Genomic DNA, 17,612 nt, shown 5'->3' with positions numbered 1-17,612 from the left:
CCCAGTGTCCCCGGTATGACCGACAATTCCGGGATGAGCTTCCCCACGCACTGGGACGACGGCACCGATCCGGCCGGTCCCGAGCACCAGGTCCACTGGTACGACGACCGCACGGCGATCATCCGCCAGTCGCTCCGGACCAACTTCGAGGGCCCGTTCCTGTACCTGCTCCTCGGCACTGAACGCGCCCTGCTGCTGGACACGGGCACCGGTCACGCCCAGCTGCGCCCGCTCGTGGAGAGCCTGCTCACCGGCCAGGAGTTGATCGTCGCGCACACGCACGGCCACGGCGACCACGTCGGCGGGGACTCCGAGTTCGACCACGTCGTCGGGCTGACCGCCGACGAGGTCGCAACCTACTTCGGTCTGGACTGGCCGGAGGGTGCCGGCCGGCTCGACCTCGGGGAGCGGGTCGTCGACCTCCTTCCCATCCCAGGTCATCAGGGCGCCGACATCGCCGTCTACGACCGGGCGACCCGGCTGCTGCTGACCGGCGACTCCCTCTATCCGGGCCGGCTGTACGTGAAGGACTGGACCGCCTTCCGCGCCAGCGTGCGCCGACTGGCCGACTTCGTTGCTTCGGGCAATCCGGTGGAGTGGATCCTCGGCGCGCACATCGAGCTGACCCGCGAGCCCGGCCGTGACTACGAGATGGGCGCCGACCGGCATCCCGGCGAACACGAGCTGCCGCTCGAGCCCGGCGTACTGACCGAGCTCGCGGACGTGCTCGACGAGGCCGGACCCGAGCCGACGCGGATCGTGCGCGACCACTTCATCGTCTACCCGGTCTAGGCGTGCTGAGGCAGGCGGTTCATGGATGATCGTCGAGTACGGCCATGAGGTCGCGCATCACTCGTACAGCCATCGCGCTCCGACCACGCTCACGGCGGCGGAGGAGCGGGCGGCCTTCGAACGTGCCCTGGAGGTGTTCGTTGCGCAAGGCATCGAGATCCGCGGGCACCGGGCCGCGCTGTGGGAGGCGACCCGGGTCACGCTCGACCTGATCGCCGAGCACGGCCTTGCGTACGACTCGTCCCTGATGGGCGACGATCGCCCGTACGTCCTCGAGGTCGCGGACCGGCCGATCGTGGAGTTGCCGGTGCACTGGTCGCTCGACGACTGGGAGCAGTACGCGTATCTCCCGTCGCCGCAGATGGGGTCGGTCATCCGCGGAAGGTGCTGGAGCTGTGGACGGCGGAGCTGGACGCGATGCGGCACTATCGCTGCCTGTTCAACCTGTGCCTGCACCCGTTCCTGTCCGGTCGCCCGAGCCGCCTGCTCGCCCTGCGCTCGCTGATCGAGTACGCCCAGGCGTCCGGCGGCGTCACCTTCGCACGCTGCCGCGACCTGGCCGACGCCGTCCAGTCCGACCCGTCACTCCAGCCGCGCAAACCGCCGGCCGTCTCGGCGGATCCCGCCGTCTACCCCGACTGACCGATCCCACGACGCGATTGCGTACCCCACGAGTGGGCACCTTCAGGCACACTGAGGCCAGTAGCCAGCAGGGGAGGCGCAATGGGTGAGGAAGTCGACCGGGTCGAGTTCACCCGGGCAGACCGGACCGCTTTTCGCAATCAGGTCCATCGCAATCTGGATGCCTTCGCGCGGATGCTGCGCGAGGCCCGGTTCGCCCCCGACCGGCCGATGACGGGGATCGAGATCGAGCTGAACCTGGTCGACGAACAGTGCGACCCGGCGATGAAGAACTCCGAGGTGCTGAGCGCGATCGAGGACGACGCGTTCCAGACCGAGCTCGGCCAGTTCAACATCGAGATCAACGTGCCGCCCGGGCAGATCGACGGCATCGGGCTGGACACGATGGAGTCCAACATCCGCGACAGCCTGAACGCGGCCGAGGAGAAGGCGTCCCGGACCGGTTCGTCGATGGTCGTGGTCGGCATCCTGCCGACGCTGCTCACCGAGCACATCCATCGCGAGGCACTCAGCACGAACCCGCGCTATGCCTTGCTCAACGACCAGATCTTCGCCGCGCGGGGTGAGGACGTGCAGATCCACATCGACGGGATCGAGCGGTTGCAGGTCACCGCGGACAGCATCGTGCCCGAGGCCGCGTGTACGTCGACGCAGTTCCATCTCCAGGTCACCCCGGAGGCGTTCCCGCGATACTGGAACGCGGCGCAGGCGATCTCCGGCGTACAGCTCGCCGTCGGTGCGAACTCGCCGTTCCTGTTCGGCAAGGAGCTCCTGCGGGAAACCCGGATCGCGTTGTTCGAGCAGGCCGCCGACACCCGGACCCACGAGCTGAAGACGCAGGGCGTGCGGCCGCGGGTGTGGTTCGGTGAACGTTGGATCACCTCGATCTTCGACCTCTTCGAGGAGAACTCGCGGTACTACCCGGCCCTGCTGCCGGTCACCTCCGACGAGGATCCGATCGCGGTCCTCGACCGCGGTGACACGCCGGCACTTTCGGAGTTGCGGCTGCACAACGGGACGATCTATCGCTGGAACCGGCCCGTGTACGACGTTGTCCGGGAGAAGCCGCATCTGCGCGTCGAGAATCGTGTGCTGCCGGCCGGGCCGACAGTCGTCGACACGATCGCGAACGGCGCCTTCTACTTCGGTCTGGTCAGGGCGCTGGCCGACGACGAACGGCCGATCTGGTCGCAGATGTCTTTCAGCGCCGCGGAAGAGAACTTCCACAACGCGGCCAAGAACGGGATCGACGCCGAGGTGTTCTGGCCGGGTGTCGGTACGGCGCGGGCGACCGAGCTTGTGCTAAGACGCCTTCTGCCATTGGCTTCCCGGGGTCTCGACGCGTGGGGCGTCGACGCCGCGGTGCGTGATCGGCTGCTGGGGATCATCGAGCAGCGCTGCCTGATGAACCGCAACGGTGCGTCATGGCAGGCGGATGAGTTTCATCGACTGTATACAAAGGGATCGCACGGACGACGCGACGCGTTGCGCGGGATGCTGCGTAGATACCGCGATCACATGCACGAGAACACTCCCGTGCACGAGTGGCCCGTGGACTGAACCGGTTAGTTATTTACGACAACGAAGGACAAGAAAAGCCCACCTTGCTTCGCTCGGCGGGAGTGTTCGGGGCACGCCTCGCCTGGCTGGGCGGGGGTTGCGGGGACGGAACTGGGGTCCCTCGGGTGGAACCTTGCGACCTTGCCCAGGGCAACTGGGTGTACGAGTTCGATAACGACCCGGACTACAGGGGTGGCGCGTTGGGTGACAGCCCTGCAAAGGTGTGGCCACCGGAAGGTTAGAGAGTTCCGTCGCGGGTAGTACTCGGGCACCGGCGTGGCTGCCACAACGGTGGCTGGGGCGGTGGTGGAGTACTACCCGCGCGACGATCAGCCGACCGCGTCCGCCGCGACACAACAGGTGTAAACGCTGCGGATGCCGACCACGGTCGGGAGCAGTATCGTTCGGAACGGGTCGACACGACACCCGGAGGTGAGGCAGGGCGATGACAACCATCGTCGTGGGTTACGTGCCGAAGGCGGAGGGCCGTGCGGCCCTTCGGCGGGCGGCGGAAGAAGCAACGCTTCGAGATGCCAAGCTGGTGGTGGTGAACTCGCATCGGGGCGGACGCAGCTTCGACAGTGACGAGGCCGCGGCGAGTGATGCCGCACTGACCGAAGTACGGGAGCAGCTCGACTCGACCGGCGTGCCCTACGAAGTGCGGCAACTGGTGCGTGGACTCGATCCGGCGGAGGACCTGGTGGCCGTCGCCGAGCAGGTGCACGCGGAGTTCATCGTGATCGGCCTGCGCCGCCGGTCCCCGGTCGGAAAGCTCATCCTCGGCAGCAACGCGCAGCGGGTGCTGCTCGATGCCCCGTGTCCCGTGCTGGCTGTGAAGGCCGAAGAAGGGGAGGAGTGAGGTGACTTCGACACGCAGCAAGAAGCTGTGCCTGGCACAGCAGCCTGACGCCGACGAGATGCTGAGCAGAGATCCGTTCGCCCTGCTGGTGGGGATGTTGCTGGACCAGCAGATTCCGATGGAGCGGGCGTTCGCGGGCCCGGTCTCGATCGCCAAGCGGATGGACGGGCCGTTCGACCCGGCCACTGTCGCGCACTACGACCCGGACGCGTTCGTGGAGGTGGTGGCCGGCCCGCCGGCCGTGCACCGGTTCCCGACCGCGATGGCCGCGCGGATCCAGACCCTGGCCAAGCACCTCGACGAGGCGTACGGCGGTAACGCTTCGGGGCTCTGGTCCGATGTCAAGTCAGGGGACGATCTGCTGGCCAGGCTGTCGGCCCTGCCGGGCTTCGGCGCGCAGAAGGCCAAGATCTTCGTCGCGTTGCTCGGGAAGCAGCTCAAGGTCCGCCCGCGCGGCTGGCGCGAGGCGTCCGAGCCGTACGGCGAGGACGGCGCGTACAAGTCTGTCGCGGACGTGATCGACGTCGCCTCGCTGGTGCGGGTGCGGCAGTTCAAACAAGAACAACAGCTGGTCCGGCAGCGGGTCGTGGCCCGGGGGCCGCTGCGGCAGACCCGCAACGGGTGAGGACGACCGACGGCGCAGGAACTCGCTGACGTGCGCAGGCCTCTACCGGTGCGGGAACGCCCGTACGGTGGAGGCCTGAGCATGTCGTTCGGGGGGTCGCGCGAGGCGTGGGCTTGGTTCGCGGATTACAATGTAGTGTTGCCGCCGCCTGACCAGCGAGCAGCGCACACTGAGTCATATCCAGAACATGGCACCACCAGCACCATCACAACGTACCGCCGTACAAACCCTGCGTCAGACGAGAGGTAATTCGTGTCGTCCAGCTCGTCCGAGAATCTTCCCGCCGAGTCAGCCCGGGCCGTGGCCGCCACCGCCCGCAGCACGGCTCCGAGGACCAGCGCCCGAGTGACCGAGCCCGCTGCCAAGAAGGCGGCCGTGAAGAAGGCCGCGGTTAAGTCTGCCGCCAGCACCAAGGAGGACGGTATCCCCGCCGCGAAGAAGGCCGCCGCCAAGAAGGCGCCGGCGAAGAAGGCCGCTGTTTCCGAGGCGGGTCTGGCGATCGACCCGAAGACCGGCAAGCCCCGCGCGCTGGACGAAGTGGACGAGGCGGACTTCAGCCCCGACGCGGTGAAGCCGCTGGAGAAGGAGCTCACCGAGGACGAGGGCTTCGTCGTCTCCGAGGCCGACGAGACCGACGAGCCCGAGCAGCAGGTGATGGTGGCCGGCGCCACCGCGGACCCGGTCAAGGACTACCTGAAGCAGATCGGCAAGGTCCCGCTGCTGAACGCCGAGCAGGAGGTCGAGCTCGCGAAGCGGATCGAGGCCGGCCTGTTCGCCGAGGAGCAGATCGGTGACGAGGCGAACAAGCTGAAGGAGAAGGTCCGCGACGAGTACGACTGGATCTCCGAGGACGGCCGCCGGGCGAAGAACCACCTGCTCGAGGCCAACCTGCGCCTGGTGGTGTCGTTGGCCAAGCGCTACACCGGCCGCGGCATGCTGTTCCTGGACCTGATCCAGGAGGGCAACCTCGGTCTGATCCGCGCGGTGGAGAAGTTCGACTACACCAAGGGCTACAAGTTCTCGACGTACGCCACCTGGTGGATCCGGCAGGCGATCACCCGCGCGATGGCCGACCAGGCCCGGACGATTCGTATTCCGGTGCACATGGTCGAGGTCATCAACAAGCTGGCCCGGGTCCAGCGGCAGATGCTGCAGGACCTCGGTCGCGAACCCACTCCGGAAGAGCTCGCCAAGGAGCTCGACATGACCCCGGAGAAGGTCATCGAGGTGCAGAAGTACGGTCGCGAGCCGATCTCGCTGCACACTCCACTCGGTGAGGACGGCGACTCCGAGTTCGGCGACCTGATCGAGGACTCCGAGGCGATCGTGCCGGCCGAGGCGGTCTCGTTCACGCTGCTGCAGGAGCAACTGCACGCCGTGCTCGACACGCTGTCCGAGCGCGAGGCCGGTGTGGTCTCGATGCGGTTCGGCCTGACCGACGGCCAGCCGAAGACGCTGGACGAGATCGGCAAGGTGTACGGCGTGACCCGGGAGCGGATCCGGCAGATCGAGTCGAAGACGATGTCGAAGCTGCGGCACCCGTCCCGCTCGCAGGTCCTGCGGGATTACCTGGACTGATGACCATGGGTCAGGCGATCGCCGGCGTGCTCGCGCTGCTGGTCCCTGCCCCCTGGATTGTCACCGACACAGCCTCTGTGGCCGCCGCCGTGTTCACGGCGGCGGCCTTGCTGTTCATGCTTGTCCTGGTCGCGCGCTCGTCGGCGCCCGCGGCCACCCCACTCCTCGCGCGGGCGGCCTCGGTCCGCGACCGCGCCGAGCAGACCGTCTTCCTCCGGCTGTGCGACCCTGACGCCGCCGGCCGGCCACGTCCACGAGCACCGGGACGGTAGCGCTCCACCTCGCTACCCGTTCCTTCTCACTCGTGGAGTTTCGCAGTGCCTTCCTTCTTGGAGGCACCGGTCGCCGGTGCCTATCACTTGCTCACGTCCCTCGTCACCGCCATTCAGCCGCTCACCGGCAGTTACGCCGCTGTGATCGCGATCGTCCTGTGCACCCTCGCCGTACGGTTGTGTCTCGTTCCGCTCAGCCTGCGGGCCCATCGCGGGTTGCGTGCCCGCGCTCAGTTGGTACCCGAGCTGAAGAAGCTCAGTGACCGTCACCGTGGCGATCCGGAGCGGCTTCAGCGCGAGGTCGCGAAGCTGCAGGCGGAGTCGGGTACGACGCTCTTCGCCGGGTTCCTGCCGACGCTCGCGCAACTGCCGTTCTTCTGGCTGATGTACATGCTGTTCTCCCGCGCGGTCGTGGCGGGGGAGTCGAACCAGTTGATCAGCGGCAGCCTCCTCGGCGCACCGCTCGGCCTGCACTGGCCCATCCTCACTGGCACCCCGGCGTTCGTCGTACTCGCCGTCCTGCTGGCAGTGGTGGCCTGGTTCTCGGCGCGCCTCGCACTGCGTCAACTGGACGAGACGGCCACACCGCTGTCCCGGCGCCTCGCCCAGCTGCTGCCTTTCGGCACGCTGCTCAGCGCGTCGTTCCTCCCGCTCGCCGCCGGCCTCTACCTGCTCACCACCACCGCCTGGACGGTCGCCGAACGCACCATCCTGCAACGGTGAACTAGCCGTTGCCGCGCACCGGATCATTCTGCTACCGTCTTTAATAAAGCCGGTTGCATAACCGCGATGGGAGGCCGATGGACGCCGTACGAACGGCGAATCAGGTCGCCTGCCTGCGCGTTCTGGCCGACACCGACAGCGCGCAAACGGTCGGGGTCATCAGTGCGGAGACCGGACTGTCGCGGCCCACGGTGCACGCCGTTCTCGACGATCTCCTGGTGGCCGGCCTGGTCGAGGCCACCGACCCGTCAACGGTCGGGCCGGGGCGGCCGGCGCGGGCGTTCCGGTTCGCCCGGGAGGCTGGGCTGGTGGCCGGCGTCGACCTCGGACCGCGTGGGGCGCGGGCCATCATCTGCGACCTGTCCGGCCGCCGGATCGGCTACACCGAGCTGAAGCCGGACCGGCGCGCCGGCGTCTCGGTGATCCAGCGCGCGGTCCAGGCCGCCGCGGACGAGAACTCGATCGACCTCCAGCGACTTCGGGCGGTCGGCGTGGCGCTGCCCGGGGTGATCGAAACGAACGGCCACCTGCGCGCCAGTCTCGCGCTGCCCGAGCTGGTCGGCCTGCCGATCGCGGACGAGGTGTCACAGGACCTCGGGCGGCCAGTTGCCATCGACAACGACATCAAGCTGGCGGCACTTGCCGAGCAGCGCGGCGGCGCCGGCCGCGGGTACTCCGATGTCGTCTATCTCCAGATCGGTCGTCGGCTGTCCGTGTCGATCGTCCTGAACGGAGTCATCCGGCAAGGACGTCACCGCCTCGCCGGGGAGCTCGGAGCACAACGCGGCATGCGCTGGACGCGGAACGCGCAGCGGGGTCACTTGGTCTGGACGTCACACCCGACCAGTGAGGCCGTAGTGCGGGCGGCGGCTGCCGGCGATCCGGACGCTCGAGCCGAGATCGCGGATTTCTGCCGGCAGATCGCCGGGCGCATCGCCACCGTGCTGCTCGTCGTCGATCCCGAGGTCGTGGTCGTGCGGGGTGGGCCGGCGCAGGACAGCGACGAGCTGCTTCGTCCCCTCGAGGCCGCGGTCGAGAGGGAGTTGCTCTTCCCGGAGCGTCCACCGTTCGTCGCCTCGGCCCTGGGTCATGAGGCAGTGGTGCTCGGGGCGGTCGGCAATGCGTTCGACCAGTTCGGTTCAAGCATCTACGGCGTCCACGACTACCCGAGTCCGTGGCGCCAGATCACTCACGACGTGGAGAGGACCACCCAGTGAAGCTAGGAGTCAGCTCGTACTGCTTCCGCTCGCTCATGGCCAGCGGTGAGATGGACCTGATCGCTGTCCTGGATTGGGTCGCGGCATCACCCGCGGGACATCTGGAGATCGCGGCCATGGACGGGGAGTACTACCTGGAGAACGACGCCGTGGTGCGCGATACGGCCGCGCACGCGAGCGACGTCGGCGTACCGATCGTGAACTACCTGGTCAGCGGCGACCTGCGGACGGCGGAGGACAAGGAGATCGACCGCCTTCGCCGGCAACTGGATGTCGCGCACCGGTTCGGGGCTCGCATCTTCCGCCACGACGTCGCCCCGTGGGCGTGGCGTGAGCAGGATCCGGGGGAGTTCGAGTCGACGTTCGCGCAGGTTGTCGAGGGCTGCCGGGCCGTGGCGGATCACGCCGCGGAGCTGGGCATCGTCTCGACGATCGAGAACCACGGCTTCTTCATGAACGGCAGCGACCGGCTGGCCCGGCTCGTGCACGCCGTGGATCGCCCGAACTTCCGGGTCACGCTGGACCTCGGCAACGGACTCTGCGTCGGCGAGGTGCCCGGCAAGACGGCCGCCGGACTGATCGACATCGCGGCCTCGGTGGGCGTGAAGGACTTCCACATCCGCCGGTCGGCGGGCGACGGCTGGCTGAAGACGCTGGCCGGCGACTACCTGCTCGGCACGATCTCGGGACACGGAGACCTGGACCTGGCCGGCCTGCTGGCACTGGTCAGCACCAAGCCCGACGTACCGGTGAGCCTCGAGTTCGAGGGTCTGGAGTCGACTCCGGACGCCATCGAGCGCTCGCTCAACAACATCCTCAGACTGGCAGGAGCTGCCTGACATGACGACCCGAATTGCTGTCATCGGTGTGGGCGCGATCGCGACCCAGCACCTGATCTCGTACCAGAAGAACCCCCAGGCCGAACTGGTGGCCGTTTGCGACATCGACCAGACGCGGGCCAAGGCGCAGGCCGACAAGTTCGGCGTACCGCGGGCAACGGATGTCGTCGACGAGGTGCTGGCCGACCCCGGTGTCGATGCCGTCAGCATCTGCGTGCCGAACCTCCTGCACGCCAAGATCGCGGAGGCGGCGCTGCGAGCCGGCAAGGACGTGCTGGTCGAGAAGCCGATGTCCGTGACGGTCGCCGAGGCCGAGTCGCTGGTCCGGGCGACCCAGGAGACCGGGCAGGCGCTGCAGATCGGCTACGTACGGCGGTTCGCCCCGAACGCCCTGGTGACCAAGCGTTTCCTGGACGAGGGTGAGTTCGGCGACATCTACGCCGCGCGGGCCACGATCATCCGTGCGGCCGGCAACCCCGGTGGCTGGTTCGGCGACGTCGACATCTCCGGTGGCGGCCCGCTGATCGACCTGGGTGTCCACATCATCGACCTGTGCTGGTACCTGATGGGCATGCCGACCGCGGTCTCGGTGTCGGGGGTGACGTTCTCGACGCTGGGTGCCCGGGACAACATCCAGCACCTGACCCGGTACCGGGCCGCGTCCGAGACGCGGGTGAACAACGTCGAGGACTACGCGACCGCGCAGGTCCGGTTCGAGAACGGGGCGGTTCTCGACGTGGACACGTCGTACTCGCTGCACGCGCGGAACTCGACGAGTGTGAAGATCCACGGTGACAAGGGCGGCGCGGAGATCGAGCCCGAGCTGCTGATGATCACCGAGCGGCACGACACGCTGTTGCACATCCAGCCGCAGATCGACTCGCTCGGCTTCGACTTCGCCGTCGGGTTCGCGAACCAGATCGATCACTTCCTGCAGATCTGCCGCCGGGAGATCCCGGCCGACGCCACCGCCGAACAGGGCCTCGAGATGGCTCGCATCCTGTCGGCGATCTACGAGTCCGCCCGGATCGGGTCCGAGGTGACCATCAAGCGGTGACCGTGGTCAGTTGCGGGCCAACCGGGCCTCGAGTCCGTCGAGGATCCGGTTGAGCCCGTAGCTGAAGGAGTCCTCGGACCCTTCGACCAGGTCCGCTTCTCCATACGCGGCGTACAGCGCGCGCATCCGCGCGTACGGCTCGGCGGCCCGCACCGCCGCCGGCCACGCCGCCGCCTGCCACGCGGCCATGTCCTTGCCGCTGCGCCGCAGCTTGCTGATCGTCGCGGCCCCGACCGAGGCGATGCCGATGACGTATCCGAGCACCGTCTTGCAGGCGTTATCGGCCTCGATCAGATCGAAGCCTGCGGTCAGGTAGGTGCCCAGCATGTCGTCCGAGACACGCATGAGGTTCGGGCCGAGGTAGTTCATCCCGACGTCGGACAGGGTCTGGGCGACCCATGGGTGGCGCACGATCATCGCCCGGAGGCTCCGCGCGGACGCTTCTGCCGCCGTCCGCCACTCGGCCGGATCGGAGACCTCAGGCACCTCGATCTCGGCGTACACCTCGTCGACGACGAGCTCGATCAGCTCGTCCTTGTTCGCGACGTGCCAGTAGACGGCGGTCGCCACCGCGCCGAGCGCGGCACCGAGTTTGCGCATCGTCAGCGCCTGGAGCCCGTCGGCGTCCAGCAACTTGATCGCCTCGGCCACGATCTGCTCCTGACTGAGCGCCGGCTGCGCCCGCCGGCGCCCGCGCTTGGGTCGCGTCCAGACAGATGAGTACTCCTCGGTCGCCATACGCCTTACCGTAGCCATTCCTTGAACACCGTGCAGGACCTGACCAGCGTTCAATTGGGCTCAGCTGATCAGGGCGGTGGTGAGGGAGTCGGCGTTCTCCTTGAGCCAGATCTGGCGGTGCTTGATCTGGTCGCCGACTCCCTCGCTCCACATCCGCTGCCAGCCGCCGCCGAGGGTCTCCGCCCGGTACTTCATGACGTACCAGCCCCGCTCGCCCAGCCCGATCGCCAGTCCCATCAGCCGCTTGCGGTCCTCCAGGGAGAGGCCGTACGCATCAGCGATCAGCCGGCACCGCCGATGGCGATCCAGACCGCGCATCGCGGGGTCGAGGTCGGCGTCCGCGCCGAACGGCGCCCACCACAGCATCAGGTTGACGAGCTCGCGGGCACGGCTGGCCGGGCGGGCGAGGTCGAAGTCGATCAACGCGTACGCGCGCCCGTCGCGGAAGATCACGTTCTCCGGTGTGATGTCCTGGTGCCCGACGAGCTCCGGCGGATCGGCGAGTTCCGGCAGACCGGGCGGCTCGATCGGCGGCGGCAGGTCCGTCGGGATCCCGAATCCTTCGACGGCGTCGTGGTACGCGCGAATCAGGCGGGCGACCGAGAGCATCCGCTCCTCGTCCGCGATCCAGTCGGGGCGTGGCCGGCCGGCGACCTCGCCTTCGATGTAGGTGAGCGCGTGACGCCCGGCGGAGTCGATGCCCAGGAACCGTGGCGCACCGTCGAACCCGACCGACTCGAGGTGCAGCAACACCTCCCGGACGAGTTCGGCGCGCTCACCGGGCGGCCGCCGTACGGTGTCGCCGACGCGGACCAAACCCTCGGTCACGTCACCGCCGGTCAGCGGAATCTCTTCACCTTCGTCGATCACAAAGCCTCATTTCAGTGCGTGAACTCTTGATCCTAGGGCTCGCGTCCGTTGGACTCTCACTGAATTACCCGGATGAGTTGTTCACCTGGACGTCATCGTTGGAGTTGAGTCTTGGGCTCATGAGCGAGCGCAGCGAGGTCATCAAAAGGCACCGGGCACCTTGTGTCTCATCGGCGCCCGGAGCGAAGCGAGGACGTCGATGAGCACCCCCGATCTGGTTCGAGAGCTCGGCTTCCGCGTCGTCGACGAGGAGGACGACGACCCCGTGCTGCTGCGCGCCGACGGTACGCCGGTCGACACCTGGCGCGAGGGTTATCCGTACGGCGAACGGCTGCCGCGGGAGATCTACGACCGGGACAAGCGGCTGCTGCAGATCGAGTTGCTCAAGCTGCAGTACTGGGTGAAGCGGTCGCAGCAGAAGCTGGTGATCGTGTTCGAGGGACGCGACGCGGCCGGCAAGGGCGGCACGATCAAGCGGTTCATGGAGCACCTGAACCCGCGCGGCGCGCGCATTGTCGCGCTGGAGAAGCCGACCGCCCGCGAGCAGACCCAGTGGTACCTCCAGCGGTACGTCGAGCATCTGCCGGCCGCGGGGGAGATGGTGCTGTTCGACCGGTCCTGGTACAACCGGGCCTGCGTCGAGAGGGTGATGGGTTTCTGCTCGCAGGATCAGTACGAGGAGTTCATGCGGCAGGCGCCGGAGTTCGAGCGGATGCTGGTCCGCTCAGGGATCCTGCTCGTGAAGCTGTGGTTCTCGGTGTCACAGGCCGAGCAGCAGACCCGCTTCACGATCCGGCAGATCGACCCGGTCCGGCAGTGGAAGCTGTCGCCGACCGACCTCGCGTCGCTGGACAAGTGGGCCGACTACACCGAGGCCAAGGAGGCGATGTTCCACTACACGGACACGCCGCACGCCCCCTGGACCGTGGTCAAGAGCAACGACAAGAAACGCGCCCGCCTGGAAGCCATGCGCCACGTCCTCAGCCTCTACGACTACACCGACAAAGACGTAGAACTCGTCGGCGCCCCCGACCCCAAGATCCTCGGCCCAGCCGCCCAAGTCCTGGAACACGGCGAATCAGCGACCCGGGTGTTCCCGACTCTGTAGGGCTCTCGGTCAGCGTGGGGCGAGGACGCAGAAGTCGTTGCCTTCTGGGTCGGCCAGGATCTTCCAGGCCACGTCGCCCTGGCCGAGGTCGACGTCGGTGGCGCCGAGGGACCGCAGCCGAGCCACCTCGGCCGCTTGATCGTCTCCGTCGTACGGCAGGACGTCGAGATGGATGTGGTTCCACACGGCCGGTTCACCGGGCGTACGGAGGAACTCCAGATAGGGCCCGACACCCTTGGCCGAACGCAACCTCGCGTGATCGTCGGTCACCTCGTGCAGGGTGAAGTCCGCTGCCTCGGCCCAGAACCGGGCCATCGCCCTCGGATCCGCGCAGTCGACCACCACCGCGGCGATCGGCCCGGTGTCCCGGTAGATCTCGCGCGGCTCCAGCACACAGAACACGTTGCCCTCCGGGTCGGCCAGGACCGTCCACGGTACGTCGCCCTGCCCGACGTCGGCCGGCGTCGCGCCAAGCTCTATGAGGCGCGCGACCAACTCCGCCTGATGGGCCGTGGAGGTGGTGGCGAGATCGAGGTGCACCCGGTACTTCACCGTCTCCGCGTCCGGGACGACGACGAGATCGACACAGACAGCGGTGGGGTCCGGCCAGACGAAGCCCACGGGTTCGAGGTTCGTCACGCCGGGACCCTCGCTGGAAACACCCCAGCCGAGCGCCTCCGCCCAGAACGCCCCGAGCGCGGAATCATCCCGAGCCTTGATGTTCACCTGCACAAGCCGCGTACTCATGCCGGCGATCCTATGCACACCGCCGTGTCACGACCCACCGAAATACCACCACCCACCAGAGCAACCTGCCCGCCACCTCGAGTGCTCAATCCCACAAGACAATGTCAGCCGACAACAGCCCGGCGGAGCCGGCGCTAAGCCAGCCGACCGCAGGACGACACCCTGCGCAGCGCGGGCGGAGTCAGCGACAAGCCGGACCGCCGAGCCACAGCCCGGTACACCCCGAGGCAGCAGCTCCAGGTGAGTTCGCAGAGCTGTGAACTCACGATGGACGGGGGAGGGTTTCTCGCCGAATCGGGGGTAAAACCCTCCCCGGTCTACGGGTCGCTGTCGGTCGGCGACGGGGGGAACGTCTCGCGGAGCGTGTGCCGGCCCGGGGATGGTTGAGCGCACGACAGCGGGCAGCACGTGTGGGCTCATCCCAGCACGCGTCAGCACAGTCGCCTGACCCACCGCGGTGCGCGAGGCACTCGATCGCGGGCGGCAGCCCGCCCGGCCCGGCGGTAAGCCGGAGGGTGGGTGGGAGCGTGCGTAGCACGCGTTGGGAAGAACCTACGTGGTGAGGGGTAGGTGGACGGTGAAGGTGGCGCCGGTGGGGGGTGTGTCGGTGACGAGGACTCGGCCTCGGTGGGCGGCTACGAGGGCGGCGACGATCGAGAGGCCGAGGCCGGAGCCGCCGGTGGAGCGGGTGCGGGCGGAGTCGGCTCGGTAGAAGCGTTCGAAGACGCGGGCCTTTTGCTCGTCGCTCAGGCCGGGGCCGGTGTCGCTGACCTCGAGGATCGCCTCGCCGCCGCGGGTGCCGACGGACACGGTGATCGGGGCCTCGAGCGGTGTGTGATGGAGCGCGTTGCTGACCAGGTTTCCGAGCACCTGGCGCAGGCGGGCTTCATCGCCCTCGACCACCGGCGCCTCCGAGTCCGGCAGGATCCGCAGCGAGATGTTGCGACCCGGCTGCACGGCCTGCGCGTTGTGCAACGCGTCGGCCGCGATGGGGAGAAGGTCGACCGGCTCCATCTTCAGCGGACGCTGCTGGTCGAGCCGCGCGAGCAACAGCAGGTCGTCGACGAGGAGTCCCATCCGCTTCGCTTCGTCCTCGATCCGCCGCATCGTGTCGGCGTCGCCCGCGTCGCCGCGTTGCCGGGTGAGCTCGGCGAATCCACGGATGGACGTCAGCGGCGTACGCAGCTCGTGCGAGGCGTCCGCGACGAACCGGCGCATCCGGTCCTCCGACTGCCGCGCCGCCTCCTCGGACTGGCGGGCGACGTCCTCGGATTGACGAGCGGCTTCCTCGGACCGCCTGGCCGCGAGCTCCGACGCGGTCCGCTGCGCGAACGCGGTCTCGATCTGCCCCAGCATCTGGTTCAGCGCGAGCGACAACCGCCCGACCTCGGTCCGCGGATCGCGCTGCGGCACCCGGCGGCTCAGATCCCCGCCGGCGATCGCGACCGCGGTGTGCTCGACGTCCTCCAGTCCACGCAGACTTCGCCGTACGACGTAGGTCCCGACGCCGGCCAGCAGCACCAGGAGGATGACGCCCGCGGCCACCTGGATGCCGACGAGGCGCTGGATCGTGTGGTCCATGTCCTTCAGGCTCTGAGCGACCATCACCGAGCCGTTGCCCTTGTCCGTGGGTACTGCGACTACCCGCCAGGTCGCACCGCCGGAGACGGCGTCGACGTTGAACGACTTCCCGTTCAGCGCCCGGATCTGGTTGAGGTTGAGCGTCGGCAACTTCGGCAGCGGCTCTGTCTCGGCCAGCGGGGCACTTCTCGGCCCGCCGTCATTGGTGCCCTCGGCGTCGTTGAACTGCACGACGAACTCACTCGGTAGTGGCCGTCGAGCCGGCTGCTCATCGGGTCCCTGGGGCTGCGGACGCCGCTCGAACGGAACGTGCTGGAGCTGCATCGCGGTCTGGTGCAACTGGTCGTCCACGCGGTCGATCAGGTAGCCGCGCATGATCGTGGTGGCCAGGACTCCGGAGGCGGCAAGAGCGAGCGCCACCAACGTCAGCAGGACGACGACGATGGTGACGCGGAGGGGGTACCGGTCGGCGAAGCGCCGGTGGGTCGGTTGCATCAGTTGGGGCCTCGCGGGGTGCGCAGGACATAGCCGACCCCGCGGACGGTGTGGAGCAGCTTCTGGTCGCCGGTGTCGACCTTACGGCGCAGGTAGGACATGTACGACTCGACCACACCGGCGTCACCGGCGAAGTCGTAGTTCCAGACCGCGGAGAGGATCTGGCCCTTCGACATCACTCGTTCGGCGTTCTCCAGTAGGCAACGCAGCAGCTTGAACTCGGTGAGCGACAGCTGAACCGCCTCGCCGCTCTTGAAGACCTCGTAGCTGTCCTCGTTCAGTTCCAGATCGGCGTACCGCAGTACGGCGGCCTCGGTGGTGGTCTGCTCACGATGACCGGACCGGCGCAGCAGCGCGCGGACCCGGGCGACCAACTCGTCCAGACTGAACGGCTTGGTGACGTAGTCGTCGCCACCGGTGTGCAGGCCGAGGACCTTGTCCTCGACCGCGTCGCGAGCGGTGAGGAACAGCACCGGCACATGCCGGTCCTCACCGCGCAGCCTTCGGACCACCTCGAACCCGTCCAGACCGGGCATCATCACGTCGAGAACGACCAGGTCGGGCTCCACCTCACGGGCCTTGCGCAGCGCCTCGGCGCCATGGGTCGCCGTGGTCACGTCGTACCCGGCGAAACGCAGACTCGCGGACAGCAGCTCGACGATGTTCGGCTCGTCGTCGACGACCAGCAGGTGCGGACTCATGCCCTCAGTCTGCCGCCGATATCCGTGTGAACCCTGGAAGGTTCCTGGCAATCAGCTGTGAGTCGTCATCTGGGCCCGTGCTTGAACCCCCATTTCTGACCGGCCGCGTCGCGGGCCGTGCCGTCGTTGATCGACGTCGCGGTCGCGGTGTTGTCCGCGACGACGGCGCTCACCGACACGGTGCTGCCGGTCTTGATCGACGCGATGCCGTCCCGGGCCGAGTTCACCAAGGTCTCGGCGGCGACCTGGTAGGTGCGGCTGTAGCCGTCCTCGCTCTTCACCGTGATCGAATCCTTGCTGACCGCGGTCACCTCGCCGCGCTGGGTGGCGACGGTCTGGTACCCGCCGCCGTCCTTCGGGACCACGAACTCGCCGTGCAGCGCCCCGCCGAGGCCGAACTCGCCGCGGTGCCCGAAGCCCTTGCCGGGACCTGGCTGGCCCTGCTGGTTCGGGGCCGACGGTGAGGCCGAGGGCGAGTTGGACGGGGACGGCGTCGGGTCGGCGCTGTTCGCCGCCCAGGCCACCCCGCCGGCGGTGGTGGTCACGGCGACCGCGGCCACCGTGCCGAGAAGTCTCCACCGCTTCTCTGAAAGCTTCATGCTGCCTGCCTTCCGTACTTGGTGCCAGGCCATCACCTGGCACTGGTTCTTTCCACGCTGCCCCTCCGACCTGAGACAGGCCTCCGGTGCGGCTGAGAAAAGCCTGGCAATCAGACCAGGAACAGTACGGCGGTCAGCCAGACCGCTGCGGCGAGTGAGGTGCCGATCAGCTCGATCAGGATCGACAGACCGGTTGCGCGCAGCGCGTGCTTGGTCGAGGTCCACGCGTGCGCGTGGGCGCCCAGCCGCTGCCGCTCGGACAGGTACACCCCGACCGGGAAACCGACGAACATGCCGACCACCGGGATCACGAAGAACCCGACGATCCCGAGCACCACTCCGACGAGCATGGATCGCCGGGGTACGCCGGACTCGCGGAGCTTGCGCTCGGGTACGACGTACTTGACCACCTGGCTGGCCCCGATCAGCACGATCGCGGCGGAGAGCACGATCCAGCCGGTCGCACTCTGCTCCTCCAGCGCCCAGACCAGGATCGCCGCCAGGCTCAGGATCGCGCCCGGCAGGATCGGGATGATGATGCCGAGGATGCCGGCGAAGATCGCCACGCCGACGAGGATGGTCGCCACGGTGTTCACACCCACACTCTGC

General features: G+C 68.0%; 20 protein-coding genes. 12 read left to right on the top strand and 8 right to left on the bottom strand.

Annotation, left to right across the window (positions count from 1 at the left end):
• Positions 1-15: 15 nt before the first annotated feature.
• Positions 16-792: an MBL fold metallo-hydrolase gene (locus tag ACZ3HV_RS12365; RefSeq protein WP_465683619.1), complete on the top strand. Its 777-nt coding sequence runs from the start codon at positions 16-18 to the stop codon at positions 790-792.
• Positions 793-811: 19 nt separating this feature from the next.
• Here the strand turns inward: ACZ3HV_RS12365 and ACZ3HV_RS12360 are convergent, their stop codons facing one another.
• A complete protein-coding gene (locus ACZ3HV_RS12360; RefSeq protein ID WP_465683618.1) occupies positions 812-1,105 on the bottom strand; it encodes a hypothetical protein in 294 nt (97 codons plus the stop codon).
• A gap of 71 nt (positions 1,106-1,176) precedes the next feature.
• On the opposite strand from ACZ3HV_RS12360, the gene ACZ3HV_RS12355 reads away from it, so the two are divergent.
• The 10 genes from ACZ3HV_RS12355 to ACZ3HV_RS12310 all read left to right on the top strand — a co-directional run bounded on the left by ACZ3HV_RS12355 (position 1,177) and on the right by ACZ3HV_RS12310 (position 10,164).
• Positions 1,177-1,434, top strand: a complete 258-nt coding sequence (locus ACZ3HV_RS12355; protein WP_465683616.1) for a hypothetical protein — start codon at positions 1,177-1,179, stop codon at positions 1,432-1,434.
• An 81-nt stretch (positions 1,435-1,515) separates the two neighbouring features.
• Positions 1,516-2,994, top strand: coding sequence for a glutamate-cysteine ligase family protein (locus tag ACZ3HV_RS12350; protein ID WP_465683614.1), 1,479 nt, complete (start codon positions 1,516-1,518; stop codon positions 2,992-2,994).
• Positions 2,995-3,439: 445 nt separating this feature from the next.
• Entirely contained in the window at positions 3,440-3,853 is a 414-nt protein-coding gene (locus ACZ3HV_RS12345) for a universal stress protein (protein WP_355464225.1), read from the top strand.
• Position 3,854: 1 nt separating this feature from the next.
• A complete protein-coding gene (locus ACZ3HV_RS12340) occupies positions 3,855-4,478 on the top strand; it encodes an HhH-GPD-type base excision DNA repair protein (protein ID WP_360375403.1) in 624 nt (207 codons plus the stop codon).
• A gap of 252 nt (positions 4,479-4,730) precedes the next feature.
• Positions 4,731-6,056 carry an RNA polymerase sigma factor gene (locus tag ACZ3HV_RS12335; RefSeq protein WP_465683611.1) on the top strand — a complete coding sequence of 442 codons (1,326 nt, stop codon included), beginning with the start codon at positions 4,731-4,733 and terminating at the stop codon, positions 6,054-6,056.
• Complete coding sequence (locus ACZ3HV_RS12330) at positions 6,056-6,328, top strand: DUF6412 domain-containing protein (RefSeq protein ID WP_465683609.1); 273 nt, start codon at positions 6,056-6,058, stop codon at positions 6,326-6,328. Before ACZ3HV_RS12335 ends, ACZ3HV_RS12330 begins: the two co-directional genes overlap by 1 nt.
• Positions 6,329-6,373: 45 nt before the next feature.
• Positions 6,374-7,051, top strand: a complete 678-nt coding sequence (locus tag ACZ3HV_RS12325) for a YidC/Oxa1 family membrane protein insertase (protein WP_465683607.1) — start codon at positions 6,374-6,376, stop codon at positions 7,049-7,051.
• A 77-nt stretch (positions 7,052-7,128) separates the two neighbouring features.
• Complete coding sequence (locus tag ACZ3HV_RS12320; protein WP_465683605.1) at positions 7,129-8,268, top strand: ROK family transcriptional regulator; 1,140 nt, start codon at positions 7,129-7,131, stop codon at positions 8,266-8,268.
• Positions 8,265-9,107, top strand: a complete 843-nt coding sequence (locus ACZ3HV_RS12315) for a sugar phosphate isomerase/epimerase family protein (protein WP_465683603.1) — start codon at positions 8,265-8,267, stop codon at positions 9,105-9,107. The genes ACZ3HV_RS12320 and ACZ3HV_RS12315 overlap by 4 nt, the downstream gene beginning before the upstream one ends.
• Position 9,108: 1 nt before the next feature.
• Positions 9,109-10,164, top strand: coding sequence for a Gfo/Idh/MocA family protein (locus ACZ3HV_RS12310; RefSeq protein WP_465683601.1), 1,056 nt, complete (start codon positions 9,109-9,111; stop codon positions 10,162-10,164).
• Positions 10,165-10,170: 6 nt separating this feature from the next.
• Here the strand turns inward: ACZ3HV_RS12310 and ACZ3HV_RS12305 are convergent, their stop codons facing one another.
• Complete coding sequence (locus ACZ3HV_RS12305; RefSeq protein ID WP_465683599.1) at positions 10,171-10,902, bottom strand: TetR/AcrR family transcriptional regulator; 732 nt, start codon at positions 10,900-10,902, stop codon at positions 10,171-10,173.
• A gap of 60 nt (positions 10,903-10,962) precedes the next feature.
• The gene (locus tag ACZ3HV_RS12300) at positions 10,963-11,772 is read right to left on the bottom strand and encodes a phosphotransferase (RefSeq protein WP_465683597.1); all 810 of its coding nucleotides are present in this window, start codon (positions 11,770-11,772) and stop codon (positions 10,963-10,965) included.
• 199 nt (positions 11,773-11,971) lie between these two features.
• Here ACZ3HV_RS12300 and ppk2 point away from each other — a divergent pair, with 199 nt between their 5' ends.
• Complete coding sequence (gene ppk2 / locus ACZ3HV_RS12295) at positions 11,972-12,880, top strand: polyphosphate kinase 2 (RefSeq protein ID WP_465683595.1); 909 nt, start codon at positions 11,972-11,974, stop codon at positions 12,878-12,880.
• Between the two features lie 9 nt (positions 12,881-12,889).
• On the opposite strand, the gene ACZ3HV_RS12290 is transcribed toward ppk2, so the two are convergent.
• From ACZ3HV_RS12290 to ACZ3HV_RS12270, 5 genes are all read right to left on the bottom strand, one after another.
• Complete coding sequence (locus tag ACZ3HV_RS12290) at positions 12,890-13,627, bottom strand: VOC family protein (RefSeq protein WP_465683593.1); 738 nt, start codon at positions 13,625-13,627, stop codon at positions 12,890-12,892.
• 552 nt (positions 13,628-14,179) lie between these two features.
• The gene (locus ACZ3HV_RS12285; RefSeq protein ID WP_465683591.1) at positions 14,180-15,703 is read right to left on the bottom strand and encodes a sensor histidine kinase; all 1,524 of its coding nucleotides are present in this window, start codon (positions 15,701-15,703) and stop codon (positions 14,180-14,182) included.
• A complete protein-coding gene (locus ACZ3HV_RS12280; RefSeq protein ID WP_360375379.1) occupies positions 15,703-16,404 on the bottom strand; it encodes a response regulator transcription factor in 702 nt (233 codons plus the stop codon). The genes ACZ3HV_RS12285 and ACZ3HV_RS12280 overlap by 1 nt, the downstream gene beginning before the upstream one ends.
• Before the next feature lie 65 nt (positions 16,405-16,469).
• Positions 16,470-17,003, bottom strand: coding sequence for a DUF5666 domain-containing protein (locus ACZ3HV_RS12275; RefSeq protein ID WP_360375377.1), 534 nt, complete (start codon positions 17,001-17,003; stop codon positions 16,470-16,472).
• Positions 17,004-17,113: 110 nt separating this feature from the next.
• Entirely contained in the window at positions 17,114-17,599 is a 486-nt protein-coding gene (locus ACZ3HV_RS12270) for a DUF456 domain-containing protein (protein ID WP_465683588.1), read from the bottom strand.
• Positions 17,600-17,612: the final 13 nt, after the last annotated feature.

The sequence above is a fragment of the Kribbella sp. NPDC020701 genome, from assembly GCF_055562215.1.
This window is presented reverse-complemented; position numbering and strand designations above follow the sequence as displayed.